This is a genomic window from Loktanella gaetbuli, assembly GCF_020531945.1.
In the GTDB taxonomy this organism is placed as follows: Bacteria; Pseudomonadota; Alphaproteobacteria; order Rhodobacterales; family Rhodobacteraceae; genus Loktanella; species Loktanella gaetbuli.
In genome coordinates this window covers 164312-177095 of the sequence record NZ_JAJATZ010000003.1, presented here as the reverse complement: position 1 = coordinate 177095, position 12784 = coordinate 164312, and the positions used below count along the sequence as shown (strand labels likewise).

14 protein-coding genes are annotated in these 12784 nt (G+C 58.7%); 7 read left to right on the top strand and 7 right to left on the bottom strand.

Annotation, left to right across the window (positions count from 1 at the left end):
• Nucleotides 1-24 precede the first annotated feature (24 nt).
• Both mutY and LGQ03_RS07450 read left to right on the top strand, forming a co-directional pair.
• Nucleotides 25-1077 (top strand): A/G-specific adenine glycosylase, encoded by a 1053-nt coding sequence (mutY, locus tag LGQ03_RS07455; RefSeq protein WP_226747900.1) that lies wholly within the window; start codon nt 25-27, stop codon nt 1075-1077.
• A gap of 44 nt (nt 1078-1121) precedes the next feature.
• Nucleotides 1122-2264: an alkane 1-monooxygenase gene (locus tag LGQ03_RS07450; protein ID WP_226747899.1), complete on the top strand. Its 1143-nt coding sequence runs from the start codon at nt 1122-1124 to the stop codon at nt 2262-2264.
• Here the strand turns inward: LGQ03_RS07450 and LGQ03_RS07445 are convergent.
• The 4 genes from LGQ03_RS07445 to LGQ03_RS07430 form a co-directional block, all read right to left on the bottom strand.
• The gene (locus LGQ03_RS07445; RefSeq protein ID WP_226747898.1) at nt 2261-3292 is read right to left on the bottom strand and encodes an NADP-dependent oxidoreductase; all 1032 of its coding nucleotides are present in this window, start codon (nt 3290-3292) and stop codon (nt 2261-2263) included. The genes LGQ03_RS07450 and LGQ03_RS07445 overlap by 4 nt on opposite strands.
• Nucleotides 3293-3443: 151 nt before the next feature.
• Nucleotides 3444-4556 carry a site-specific DNA-methyltransferase gene (locus tag LGQ03_RS07440; RefSeq protein WP_090158226.1) on the bottom strand — a complete coding sequence of 371 codons (1113 nt, stop codon included), beginning with the start codon at nt 4554-4556 and terminating at the stop codon, nt 3444-3446.
• Nucleotides 4557-4654: 98 nt separating this feature from the next.
• A complete protein-coding gene (locus tag LGQ03_RS07435; protein WP_226747897.1) occupies nt 4655-5284 on the bottom strand; it encodes a ribonuclease HII in 630 nt (209 codons plus the stop codon).
• 38 nt (nt 5285-5322) lie between these two features.
• Nucleotides 5323-5772 (bottom strand): hypothetical protein, encoded by a 450-nt coding sequence (locus tag LGQ03_RS07430; RefSeq protein WP_226747896.1) that lies wholly within the window; start codon nt 5770-5772, stop codon nt 5323-5325.
• A gap of 156 nt (nt 5773-5928) precedes the next feature.
• Between LGQ03_RS07430 and LGQ03_RS07425 the strand changes: the two genes are divergently transcribed.
• The 3 genes from LGQ03_RS07425 to LGQ03_RS07415 all read left to right on the top strand — a co-directional run bounded on the left by LGQ03_RS07425 (nt 5929) and on the right by LGQ03_RS07415 (nt 8480).
• Nucleotides 5929-6210, top strand: coding sequence for a hypothetical protein (locus LGQ03_RS07425; RefSeq protein ID WP_090158229.1), 282 nt, complete (start codon nt 5929-5931; stop codon nt 6208-6210).
• Entirely contained in the window at nt 6188-6886 is a 699-nt protein-coding gene (locus LGQ03_RS07420) for a winged helix-turn-helix domain-containing protein (RefSeq protein ID WP_226747895.1), read from the top strand. Before LGQ03_RS07425 ends, LGQ03_RS07420 begins: the two co-directional genes overlap by 23 nt.
• A gap of 433 nt (nt 6887-7319) precedes the next feature.
• Complete coding sequence (locus tag LGQ03_RS07415; RefSeq protein WP_226748185.1) at nt 7320-8480, top strand: amidohydrolase; 1161 nt, start codon at nt 7320-7322, stop codon at nt 8478-8480.
• A gap of 98 nt (nt 8481-8578) precedes the next feature.
• Here the strand turns inward: LGQ03_RS07415 and LGQ03_RS07410 are convergent, their stop codons facing one another.
• The 3 genes from LGQ03_RS07410 to LGQ03_RS07400 are packed head-to-tail and all read right to left on the bottom strand — an operon-like array spanning nt 8579 to nt 10658.
• Nucleotides 8579-9046 (bottom strand): DUF3237 domain-containing protein, encoded by a 468-nt coding sequence (locus tag LGQ03_RS07410; RefSeq protein WP_226747894.1) that lies wholly within the window; start codon nt 9044-9046, stop codon nt 8579-8581.
• Nucleotides 9043-9984, bottom strand: a complete 942-nt coding sequence (locus LGQ03_RS07405; protein ID WP_226747893.1) for an alpha/beta hydrolase — start codon at nt 9982-9984, stop codon at nt 9043-9045. Before LGQ03_RS07405 ends, LGQ03_RS07410 begins: the two co-directional genes overlap by 4 nt.
• Nucleotides 9981-10658 carry a TetR/AcrR family transcriptional regulator gene (locus LGQ03_RS07400; protein WP_226747892.1) on the bottom strand — a complete coding sequence of 226 codons (678 nt, stop codon included), beginning with the start codon at nt 10656-10658 and terminating at the stop codon, nt 9981-9983. Before LGQ03_RS07400 ends, LGQ03_RS07405 begins: the two co-directional genes overlap by 4 nt.
• A 133-nt stretch (nt 10659-10791) precedes the next feature.
• On the opposite strand from LGQ03_RS07400, the gene LGQ03_RS07395 reads away from it, so the two are divergent.
• Together LGQ03_RS07395 and dctP are read left to right on the top strand one after the other, a co-directional pair.
• On the top strand, nt 10792-11682 hold the full coding sequence (locus tag LGQ03_RS07395) for a shikimate dehydrogenase (RefSeq protein WP_226747891.1): 891 nt from the start codon (nt 10792-10794) through the stop codon (nt 11680-11682).
• A 49-nt stretch (nt 11683-11731) separates the two neighbouring features.
• A complete protein-coding gene (gene dctP, locus LGQ03_RS07390; protein WP_226747890.1) occupies nt 11732-12715 on the top strand; it encodes a TRAP transporter substrate-binding protein DctP in 984 nt (327 codons plus the stop codon).
• Nucleotides 12716-12784: the final 69 nt, after the last annotated feature.

Below are 12784 nucleotides of genomic sequence, written 5' to 3'. Positions count from 1 at the left end.
CGCAGCCCCGGCAACAGGTGAAGAATGCGTGAACAAGCGTTACAGCTTTTGCAATGGTATGATCGCCATGCGCGGGCCATGCCGTGGCGTGTCCCGCCCGAGGACCGAAAAAATGGCGTGATGCCAGACCCCTATGGTGTCTGGCTGTCAGAGGTGATGTTGCAGCAGACCACCGTGGCCGCCGTGCGCGACTATTGGCGGAAATTCACCGACATTTGGCCAACGGTTGCTGATCTGGCCGCGGCCGAAGATGCCGAGGTCATGGCTGCATGGGCGGGACTTGGCTATTATGCCCGCGCCCGCAACCTGCTGAAATGCGCGCGGGTGGTCGTGACGGATCATGGTGGGCAGTTTCCACGCGATCATGCGACGCTGCTGACGCTACCGGGGGTCGGTCCCTATACTGCCGCCGCCGTCGCCGCGATTGCATTCGACCAGCCCGAAACGGTGCTGGACGGCAACGTGGAAAGAGTGATGTCGCGCATTCATGACGTGCATACGCCATTGCCGGCCGCCAAGCCGGAACTGATGGCATTGGCGCAGGCGCTGACCCCCGTTGAGCGGCCCGGCGATTATGCGCAGGCCGTGATGGACCTGGGGGCCACGATCTGCACACCCAAATCACCGGCCTGCGGCATCTGCCCCTGGCGTGATCCATGCCGGGCGCGCATGGCTGGCACGGCGTCAGAGCTGCCGAAAAAGACCCCGAAAAAGAAGGTTCCGACCCGCCGCGGGATTGCCTATGTCACCCGACGCGCCGATGGGGCATGGCTACTGGAAACGCGACCCGAAAAGGGTCTGCTGGGCGGTATGCTGGGCTGGCCCGGATCCGATTGGGGCGATGCCCCGGTCGCAGATCCGCCGCTGGACGCAGACTGGTACAGGTTGGACGCCACAGCGCGTCATACCTTTACCCATTTCCATCTGGATTTAACGATCATGACGGCGCGCGTGCCAGCGGATGCCGTGGCGGACAGGGGCGACTTTATCCCGCATGGTACCTTTCGCCCGGCGGCGTTACCCACCGTCATGCGCAAGGTCTATGACCTTGCGTCCGGCCAATTGATTATTGACTGAAAGCCTTCATACTTTGGCCACAGGGACGAGGGATCATCCGGACCATGACCGATATTTCACAGCCTCACCGGATTGCGCGGTTCAGCGCGGCACTGCCGTTCTGGCTGTCGCTGCTGTTGATCCCCATCGCCTGGGTGTCGGCGGTCGTTGGCGGCTGGGCTGTCCTGCTGTTGCCGCTGACGACGTGGTATCTGTTCAGCGTCATCGATATCTTTGCGGGTCTGAACGAGGCGAACGAGGACCCCCAGACGGGTGACGATCAACTGTGGTGGTATCGTCTGATCACGATCATCTGGGCCCCGATACAGGGCGTATCACTGTTCGCGATGATCTATTACGTGACACGGACGGACCATCTGGGCGGGTGGGAAATGTTCGGCCTGTTCTTTGGGATGGGCGTAATCACGGGAACCATCGGGATCAACTACAGCCATGAGCTGATGCACCAAAAGCCCAAGATCGAACGCTGGATGGCCGATATCCTGTTGGCGATGGCGCTGTATTCGCATTTTCGCAGTGAACATCTGCTGGTGCATCATCGCTATGTCGGCACGCCGCGCGATCCGGTCACGGCCCGCTACAACGAGGGGTTTCACCGGTTCTTTCCGCGTGTGCTGGTGGGCTGCGCCACTTCGGCATTCAAGGCAGAGGCAGCGATGCTGGCCCGCAAGGGCAAGCCTGCGCGGGATTTCGGCAACCCGTTCTGGCGCTATGGCGCGCTGCAACTCGGGTTTCTGGCGATTGCATTTGTGGTCGGCGGTTGGGTCGGGCTGGGTCTGTTCGTGCTACAGGCCTTTGTCGCGATCTGGCATCTGGAACTGGTCAACTACATTGAACACTACGGGCTGACACGTGAACATCTGGGCGACGGGAAATATGAACACACCAAGCCGCGCCACAGCTGGAATGCTGCGTTCAAGGCGTCGAACTGGTTGCTGATCAATCTGCAGCGGCATTCCGACCATCACTACAAACCCGACCGCCGGTTCCCGCTGTTGCAGAACTATGGCGCAGACGAGGCACCGCAATTGCCCTACGGCTATCCGGTGATGGGCATCGTGGCAATGACACCGCCCTTGTGGCGGCGCATGATGAACCCAAGGGTCCGCGCATGGCGCCGCCAGTATTATCCGCACATCACGGATTGGACACCGTATAAAACGGCGTCCAATCCCTGGCCGCGCTAGGCGGGGTCTGCGCCGACGCGCACCAGCTGTTTTCCGAAATTGCCGCCCGACAGCATGTCGAGGAACGCTTGCGGTGCGTTTTCCAGACCCTCTGCCACGTCTTCGCGGAATTTCACCGTGCCGTCCGCGACCATCGGTGCGACCTGCCCCACAAAGTCAGGAAATTTGTGGTAGTGATCAAAGATGATGAACCCTTCGACCAGCAGGCGACGGGTCAGGATGTTGCGCCACACGGCGGGAAGGGGCTGTGCATCGGCCACGCCCTGACCGGAATACCAGGCGATCATCCCGCACAATGCAATGCGGCCGTGCGTGTTCATGCGCGTCAGCACCGCCTCGAGGGTCTTGCCGCCGACGCTTTCGAAATAGACGTCGACACCATCCGGGGCCGCATCCTTGATCGCGGCTGACAGGCTCTTGGCGTCATGGTCATGGTGGTCGAGGCAGACATCATAGCCCAGTTCCTCGACAGCAAAGGCGCATTTTTCGGGACCGCCGGCCACACCGATGACACGCATGTTGCGTGCCTTGGCCAGCTGACCAACCACTCCGCCCACGGCACCTGTCGCGGCTGAAACGACGATGGTTTCGCCATCCTTGGCGCGACCGATGTCGTTCAGACCGACCCAGGCTGTGATACCGGGCATACCCAGCACACCCAGGGCGGTCGAGATCGGCGCCTGTTCGGGATCGACCACACGCACGCCCTCGCCATCGCTGATGGCATGGCTGGTCCAGCCGAATGCACCCACGACGATCTGACCGGGTTTGAAATCGGTGTTGCGGCTTTCCATGACCTCTGCGACAGCGCCGCCTTCCATCACCTCGCCGATTTCGACCGGTTTGGCGTAGGATTTGGCGTCGTCCATGCGGCCGCGCATGTAGGGATCCAGCGACAGACAGATGACCCGGACCAGGATCTGCCCATCCTGCACCGCGGGCAGGGTTGCCGTCTGAAGTTTGAAATTATCCGTGCTCGGCTTGCCCTGTGGCCGGCTGGCGAGAGTGATTTGTGTGGCGTCCGTCATGTTGTGCTCCTTCTTTGATGGGTGACGTAGCATGGATGGCACAAAAAAAACCCCGACCTCGCGTTAGCGAGAGCCGGGGCAAGTTAGTGCCTGCGCGGCCGCATCATTGTGCGGCCGTCGTCGCGAGGCACCGGCGGTAACTGTGAAATCCTTAGGTGTTGGCAGCCATTTCAGCGCGGATCTGCTGGCGCAGCAGGTCGATCGGGACCTTTTTTCCGTCGCGGCGGAATTGCCAATAGGTCCAGCCGTTGCAGCTGGGCGCGCCTTCGAGATGGGCGCCGACCTGATGAATGGACCCTTTGATATCGCCCCCGATCAGGGTGCCATCGGCCCGTACGCGGGCCTTGTGACGCCCGTTCATCGACCAAAGCTCTTCGCCCGGACGCAGCATGCCACGTTCGACCAGAACACCGAATGCGACGCGCGGTTCGGCCCGTTTCGACTGCGTGACTTCCAGCGCCTCGCGGTCGAATTTGCGGACCTTGGACAGGCGTTTTTCCGCAACCTTGCGGTAGCTCTCTTCGCGTTCGATCCCGATGTAATCGCGCCCCAGCATCTTGGCGACGGCACCGGTGGTCCCGGTGCCAAAGAACGGATCCAGCACGACGTCGCCGGGGTTCGTGGTGCCCAGCAGAATGCGGTGCAGCAGGCTTTCCGGTTTTTGCGTCGGATGTGCCTTGTTGCCGTCCTCATCCTTCAGCCGTTCGTGACCGGTGCAGATCGGCAGCATCCAGTCGCTGCGCATCTGCACGCCTTCGTTCAGGGCCTTCAGCGCCTCGTAGTTGAAGGTATATTTCGCGCCTTCGGACTTGGATGCCCAGATCAGCGTTTCGTGTGCGTTGGTCAGCCGCTTGCCGCGAAAATTCGGCATCGGGTTGGCCTTGCGCCAGACCACGTCGTTCAGAATCCAGAACCCCTGGTTCTGCAATTCGGCACCCATGCGGAACACGTTATGATAGCTGCCGATGACCCAGATCGCGCCATTCGGTTTCAGTAACCGCTGCGCCGCCTTGAGCCAGTCGCGGGTAAACCGGTCGTAGCGGGCGAAACTGTCGAACTGGTCCCAGTCATTGTCGACGGCATCGACCTTGGAATTGTCGGGCCGATGCAATTCGCCCCGCAATTGCAGGTTATAGGGCGGATCAGCAAAGATCAGATCGATGCTGTTCGCTGGAAGGGCGTTCATCCGTTGGATGCAATCGCCGTCCAAAATTTGGTTAAGCGGTAGCGTTAAGGCCTTTTGGCCCTTTGTTTTTATTGTCATGCTCTGCCTCTGTCCCGGCCAGATTTTTTCCGGCTCGTGAATTGGGTACAGGATGGCCCAGCGGGCAAATCAACCGCAACGGATAAAGTTGTCCACAGCTACGGGTTTTTTCCTTGCCACAAGATATTGCGGACAGGGGCGAAACTACGGCGATGATGTAGTGTGACACCGTTGCATTTGAGTCCCTCTTTGTGTTCGGGTGTCGGATATCCGGCGTTTCGATCCCAGCCATAGCCCGGATGCTGTTGCGCCAATCCCACCATCAATCTGTCGCGCCACACTTTCGCCATAATTGAAGCCGCAGCGATCGACAAAGACCGACTGTCACCCTTGATGATGGTCATCGCGGGACAGGGCATATCGCGGGGCAGAAGGTTGCCGTCGATCAGGGCAAAATCAGGCGCGCGGGGTAGGGCTGCGATGGCGCGGACCATTGCGATATGGCTGGCCCGGAGAATGTTGTGCTTATCGATTTCCGCGACTGTTGCCTCTGCTATGCCCACCAAGGCGACCTTGGGGATTTGGTCGAACAGGATCTCGCGTTTGCGCGCGGTCAGGCGTTTGCTGTCGTTCAGGCCGTCCGGGATATTGTCCGGGTCCAGAATCACAGCCGCGGCGACCACTGGGCCCGCGATCGGGCCGCGCCCGACCTCGTCGACGCCCGCGATATGGTGAAACCCGTCCGTGCGCGCGGACAGCTCGAATGTGTAGTCAGGTGAATGTGTCATGCCCTAAACTGCATGCGCGGGCCTTTGGGGTGCAAGCCCTAGCGGTAGCCCGCCGCACGCAGGCATCCATCGTGATAGAGTGTCCTGACCCGATTGCCGTGCATCACTCGTTCGGCACAGATATTTGGTAAAGGTGACGTGACAGGTAGCTGGTCACGCAGGCAGTCGCCGTCGTAATGAGAGTTGCCCAGGCGGCAGGACCGGGGCAGACGTGTGCCGGTCCAGTCGGCACCAATCCGCGCCCCTCCAGGGGCTGTCACCGGTGGCGCGATCCCGTCTGTCAGCCCACCCCGGTCGCGGGTTGTCTGCGGCAGGATGGTGGCGCTGGTGTCGTCTGCATCCGATGACATCAGTTGCGCCAGGACAAGCGCGGCTGTCAGACCGACGGCGATGCGTGCCAGCGTCGTGTCCTTGTCTGTTTCCGCCTGTGCGGCGGGGGTCGCAGCCAAGGTGGATGCCACAATCATGGCGATCAGTGTTTTGTGCATGTCGGTGTCTCCGGCTCGGGCGGGCGTGCCCGCATTGGAGAACAACCGTCCGTCAGGTCACGGTGTCAGGCAATAACAGGCACTGGCGGACAGGGTGCTGCGCCGATAACATCGCGGGATATTGCATAACATCAAGACGAGAGGTTCAGTGCTGACATGAAACACATTCTTTCTCTGACCCTCGTTTTGATCGCCACCACGACAGCGGCGCAGGCTGCCTGTTTTGCCGACTACAAGGCGAAACAGGATAACCCGCTGCGCCTGCACTACGGTGTTGCCGAGATCGACGAACCCTGCACGGTGGATTCGGCCAAGGACCAGATCGGTCCGAAGCTGCAAGCCGATGGTTGGGTTCTGTTGAACATCGTCGGCACCTTTGGCGATGCGGGACTGGACAGCAGAAAGGACAGCGCAGGTGAATATTTCCTCCGCTACTGAAGGGCGCGAAATCGGCAATCGGATCGTGTTGGGCGGGATCATCGCCATCGTCGTGATCCTGGCGGGTGCCGCCGTTTTGCTGTTCGTCAATCTGCCGGACGCCAACGCGTTCAATGCGCGGGTCGAACAGCTGTTCGTGGAAAATGACACGCTGACCGGCAACGCCGAAATCAAGCTGCTCGAAATCATCGCGCAATCCGGGACGGCCTTTAGTGATACGCTGTCGTCCTATCGGTTCGTGATTTTCGTGTTGCTTGTCTTTTCGACGGCGCTGCTGGTGGCGGCCATCGCTTTTCTTGTCATGCTGATCGGACTGACCCGTCGCATGGGCCAGATCGAGCGAAAGGGGATCGAGGTGAATTCTCTGTTGATCAGCCGCGATCAAAAAGCGGTCTATCTGAACAATTTCGAATTCAAGCTGACTGAGGCTGCCATTGAGACGCTGTCCGTCCTGGCAGAGGCGCGTATGGATGACGAGGTTCTGTCCGGTGCCGAGATCGAAGGCGTCATCTCGGGGCGCGATCCATCCGACTGCGAAGAGGCGGCGGGTGCCACCCGCATCAAGCGGCTGCGCGATACGCTGGGCAACCAGATGGTAAGCGAACTCTTGGTGAAAAATATCGCGCGCAAGGGGTATATGCTGGCCATCGACAAGGATGTGATCCGGATGGTCTGACCGGGGGCACCACGCCGGAAGCGCTGCAACCGTGGGCTAAACGCCGGTTGCATCAGTCAGATTCTGCCGTGCCGTGATTGCCTATGCCAAAGGTCCGGCAATCCGCGAAATCCCGCACCGAAGTTCAGGGTCCGCACCACCCCTGACAGACCCATGCGAGAAAGTCGTTTTCCCGAGGTGCAGGCAAACGGTGTGAACACGCCAGATGGGCGATATCACCTGTCAGGGCTGATCGATGCGTGCTTTCAGAAAGTCGATCAGCCTTGGCATCATAGGGGCAAAGAGGTCTCCACCGTATCTCGCACCATCAAATCGTGGGATCAAACACCTGGGGCCCTCACACCAAGCCTCCTGAAGTCCATAGGCCGAATGGCCTTTCATAAAGTCATTCATTAAACTGCGGCGCAGCGCAAATTCGAAAGCATCAGTGAACATGCTGACAAATAGTGATCTTGTTGAACTAACAAACTTTCGCCGTGCGCTTCACCGCCGTCCTGAAATCTCCGGCGAAGAAGCCGAAACCGCAAATACTATTGTGGCAGCGCTGAAGCGGATGTCGCCCTCGCGGATTGTGACTGGATTGGGCGGGCATGGTGTGGCCGCCGTATTTGATAGCGGCCAAGACGGCCCGACGGTCCTGTTTCGCGCTGAGCTAGATGCCCTCCCGATCGAAGAGCGCAACAGTTCCATCGAGTGGCTTTCCGAAATTTCGGGCAAGAGCCATGTCTGCGGACATGACGGCCACATGACGATGCTGCTCGCCTTGGGGCGGATGATCTCGCGCAGGCCCGTCGCAAAAGGACGTGTCATTTTGATGTTTCAGCCTGCGGAAGAAGATGGAAGCGGCGCGAAAGCGGTGGTTTCCGATCCAGCCTTTGAAGACCTCGAGCCAGATTGGGCCTTTGCGATCCACAATCAACCGGGAAGCCCATTTGGGTATGTTGCGACTCGCGTTGGGCTGATGAATTGCGCGTCTCTGGGTCTGAAAATCATGCTGAGCGGAAAAACCGCCCACGCCGCCGACCCGCGGGACGGTGTCTCTCCGGTATTGGCTGTCGCCAAACTCATCCCTGCACTTGATGCGCTTGGTCATGGCGATGGTGGGCCGCGCAACAACAATTTTCGATTGGTGACAATCACTCATGCCAAAATCGGAGAGCCAACTTTTGGGATTTCCCCGGGTAAAGCCGAAGTGTTTGCTACTTTGCGCACTGCAACTGATGCAAGCTTGGAAAGTCTTGAGGTTGCGGCGCGAGACCTTGCCGGGTCACTCGCAAAAGAATTCGGGCTGGGTGTGAGTTTTGAAATACACGACCATTTTGCAGCTTCGATAAACGACGCAGAAGCCTATGCCGTCGCTGTAGAGGCGATGGATGCAATCGGTGTCCCATACGGCGAAGAGAGCGTGCCAATGCGTGCATCAGAGGACTTCGGCGTCTTCGGATGGAACGCAAAAGCCGCGATGTTGTGCCTTGGACCGGGCGAAGATTATGCCGCCTTGCACAACCCGGACTACGATTTTCCTGATGACTTGATCCCAATTGGAAGTTCGATCTTTGAGCGCATCGCGCGAGATTTATTGGGAAGCACTTAGAGCGCGCCGCTGACGGCACAGAGCGGACATGGCCAGCCTTATCGGTTGCTCTGGTGCCAGTTTCTTTTGGACGACATTCATCTGTCCAGAGGCAACGTCTAATCCACTGAATACACATCAATCGTCACCGATCCGGACGACGGCGCCAGCGAACATACGAAAATTCGATCGCGCAGCCAGGCGTGTACGCCGTCCGGTGCATCAAAAACCGGCGCGGCGCGCATGTAGACCTCAGAGGCATCAACTGGTTCTCCGGCGCGCAGTCGCCGAAGCGTGTCGGTAGAGGAAACACGCAGGCCCTTGTTGACCACATAGATCAACGCTCCATTGTCGGCCCTGATGGTATAGTGTGCCTCTATCCTGGAATTTCCGTCAGGTCCGATCACAGGCCAGTCCGAACCTCCGGGCAAAATGGTTCCTGTCAGCCTCGGTCCGTGTACGCGCCCCCCGTTTATCGGAATATGAAGCCTTTCTCCATGCGGCGATGAGCCAGCGGATTGTGGTTTCGCAATCTCCGCCTCAATCGTGAAGGCGAAGGTCAAAGCAGGTACGGGAGGACGGGTCACCCGATCTTGCCGTCGTTCATGTCACGCAACCATGCTGCCATATCCTCCAGCTTTGTCACGCTATCGCTGCAGAATTCCATCGCCCGCAGATAGCCATGGATCAAACCCTCCCCTTGGTCGAGGACGACGTCAACGCCCGCTGCTTTCAACGTTTCTGCATAAGCGCGCCCGCTGTCGCGCAAGGGGTCATATTGAGCGACGGCGATAAAGGCTGGCGGGAGGCCTGTATGGTCGGCTCCGTAGAGCGGCGCTGCCCGTGGGTCTTTCAGGTCTGCCGCATTCGGACAGTACATCGCATTCACCGCGTCCATGTCTTTGACGAAGATCAACGGTCCATCGGCGTTTTCCACCATGGACGGGCGCGACGTGTCGAAATCGCAGGCCGGATAGACGAGCAGTTGCGCCATTGGCATGTCATCCGTTCCCTGAAGGGCAAGTGAGACGGCAGCGGCAAGGTTCGCACCTGCACTGTCGCCACCAATTGAGATGCGATCGGGATCGACGGACAGGTCTTTGGACTCTGCCTTGACCCATTTTGTCACAGCGAGGCATTGATCATAGGCCTGCGGAAAGGGTCGTTCCGGCGCGAGAGCGTAATCCACGCTTATGACCGTCTGCCGGTTCCACGATGCGATCCGCGCGGTAATGTCCCAGTGTGTCTCCGGGCTGCCTTGCATCCATGCCCCGCCGTGCATGTAAATCAGGCAAGGTTGTAGGTCATCGTTTTGGTATCGAAACACACGTACACGTACCGGACCGGCAGAGGTATCGACGATATGTTCCTTTGAACAATCGACATCGTCGGGCGTTGGCAGGCGCATATCTTCGGCAATGTCTTCAAAATGCGTGCGTCGCTCGGCGGGACCGGATCCTTTGGGAAGCGTGCTCCACTTCTCGTTCCAGACTTTCAGAAAGATGTCGATTTCAGGGTTTATCATGTGGTTGGCTCCGTTGAAACGCGGACAGATCCAACCACCAGCCGGATGATCTCGTCGCGAAGGATTTTCTGTTGTGTGTCGGTAAACAAATCGGGCCCGAACAAAGCCGAAAAGGACGGCTGGTTAGAGACATTGAAAAAGGACAACGCCGATATCTGCCAATGCAGGCGCACGGGGTCGGTATCCGCGCGGAAATCTCCGTCCTTGGCACCGCGCGAGCAGATGTTGCGCAATGTGTCGATCGCGGCGACGTTCAATCCCCTGATCATGTCTGATTTCCGAATGAAGTCGGCGTTATGGATGTTTTCTATCATGACCATACGGATGAAGTCCGGGTTGGCCCGATGGTGGTCGAACGTGAACCCAACAAGTTTTTCGAGGGCTTTGAGTGGCGGCAAACCGTCAAGGTCGAGTTCCTCCTCGCCACGCCGGACCTTTGAATAGGCAACTTCGAGCGCGCGGGCATAAAGCCCGTCTTTGTCGCCAAAGTAGTAATAGATCATGCGCTTTGACGTGCGTGTCCGGGCGACAATGTCGTCAATTCGTGCACCGGACAGACCGCGTGCAGCAAATTCCGAAATCGCAACGTCCAGGATATCGCGGCGCACGCCTTCCGGGTCCTGTTTCCAGCTTTGACTGTGCTTGCCAGCTACCTTTGCAGTGGTCCGGTTCATCCACCTACTCCTCATAACCAGACCCTAACATTCCCCAAATTAACCGGCTAGTACAAAATGCTTGACGGAATTAACCGCTCGGTACAATCTGGTTTTGGAGGCGGCAGAATTATTGCCGTGGGAGGATTGTGAAATGAGCGAGAGCGCGACTCCGCTTTGCAAAGAGCCATATCCACAGAGCAAATCTGTGCGCGTCGGCCTTGTGGGCAACGGAATACAAGAGTCCCGTACGCCAGCGATGCATGTGGCCGAAGGACTCTCACAAGGATTGGACTATCGCTACGACCTGATCGATCCGGAGCAACTGGAAACCGGGGGTAACCTGCCAGATATCGTCGCGCATGCCGAGGCCGCAGGGTTCTCTGGCCTCAATATTACGTTTCCCTACAAGCAAGCGGTGATCGCGCTGACGGACGAGCTCTCGGAGGCAGCACGCAAGGTTGGGGCCGTCAACACGCTGGTATTTCGCGACGGCAAACGATTTGGGCACAATACGGATTTCTGGGGATTTGCCGAAGGGATGCGCAACGGCCTGCCAGATGTGAAACTTGATCGGATCTTGCTGATCGGCGCTGGTGGTGCTGGTGGTGCTTTGGCCTTTGCCCTGCAAGATCTTGGCGTCACTGAGTTGATGATCGTCGACAGCAGAGCGGACGCGGCTTCGGCATTGGCGGATCGGGTCAACACGCTGACAGGAACGAAGACAGCACATGTTGTGGACGATGTCGCAAAGTGCGCCGCCAGCGCGAACGGTATTGTCAACGCTACGCCTATGGGTATGGCGAAATTGCCCGGAACCCCGATCGACACGGCGCTTCTGACCCCGGACCACTGGGTTGCGGAGATCGTCTATTTTCCTTTGGAAACCGAGTTTCTGCGCATCGCAATCGCAAAAGGGTGCCGCACCCTCGACGGATCGCGCATGGCCGTCTTTCAGGCCGTCCGCGCCTTTCAACTCTTTACCGGCCGCGATGCCGATGCCGCCCGGATGATGGCGACATTCAAAGGCTTCGACGCCACATGATCCGTTGTCATGCCGACAACGAAACGAAACGCGACAGGGAGGAATACCAATGCGTTTGACGACCACCAAGAAACTGATGACCGGGGCCGCGGCCCTTGCACTGATGGCGAATGCCGCGTTCGCGCAGGATGCCATCGAACTTATCTACTCGGACACCGTATCCCCGACCGATATCCGTTCCGAAACTCTCCAGACGGAATTTGGCGATTGCTTGGGCGTGGGCTTTGATTTTCAGCCATTCCACGGTGCGACACTATTCGAACAAGGCACTGAACTGACTGCCATGCAGCGGGGCAACCTCGACATGGGTAACCTCGCGCCGTTTGATTTTCAGAACCAGGTGCCATCGACCAGCGTGCTCGGCACCCCGTTCCTGTTCCGGGATTACGAACACATGCGCGCTGTCTACGACAGCGACGTGATTGACGACATGCTGGCCGAGATCGAAGAGACTGCAGAGGTCAAGGTTCTTGCGTTTCCCTATATCGGCGCGCGCCACATCGGCTATGTCGGTGACGAACGGATCATGACACCCGAAGACCTTGACGGTGTGCAGTTGCGCATGCCGCCGGGCGAAGGCTGGCAGTTCGTAGGCGAGGCCATGGGTGCCACACCCGTGCCGGTGCCGTTCACCGAAGTTTACACGGCCCTTCAGACTGGCGCGATCGACGGTCAGGACAACGGCTTTCCTGCCACGCGTTCGATGAAATTCGACGAGGTGCTGACCCACATCGGCACTACCAGCCACCTGATCGCGTCAAATCTGTTCACCATCTCGCTTGAGACCTGGAATGAGATGACACCCGAACAGCAGACAACCGTTCAAGGCTGCGCCGACGGGTTCGAGGCGGCACTTGATGCGATCACCCTCCAGCAGGAGGCTGATTTGGCCGCGGAAATCGCAGCCAATGGCGTTGACGTTTACATGCCCGACAACGCGGCCTTCCGCGAACATGTTCTGGGTGTGTATCGGGCGTCCGAGTATTCGGCTGACTGGCCCGAAGGTTTGGTCGAAGCCATCGGCGATATGTAATCGCCGACCCGATGATCTCTGGCGGGGCCGGCCAATTTGGCCCCGCTCATAGACCACACCGGAGTGGAG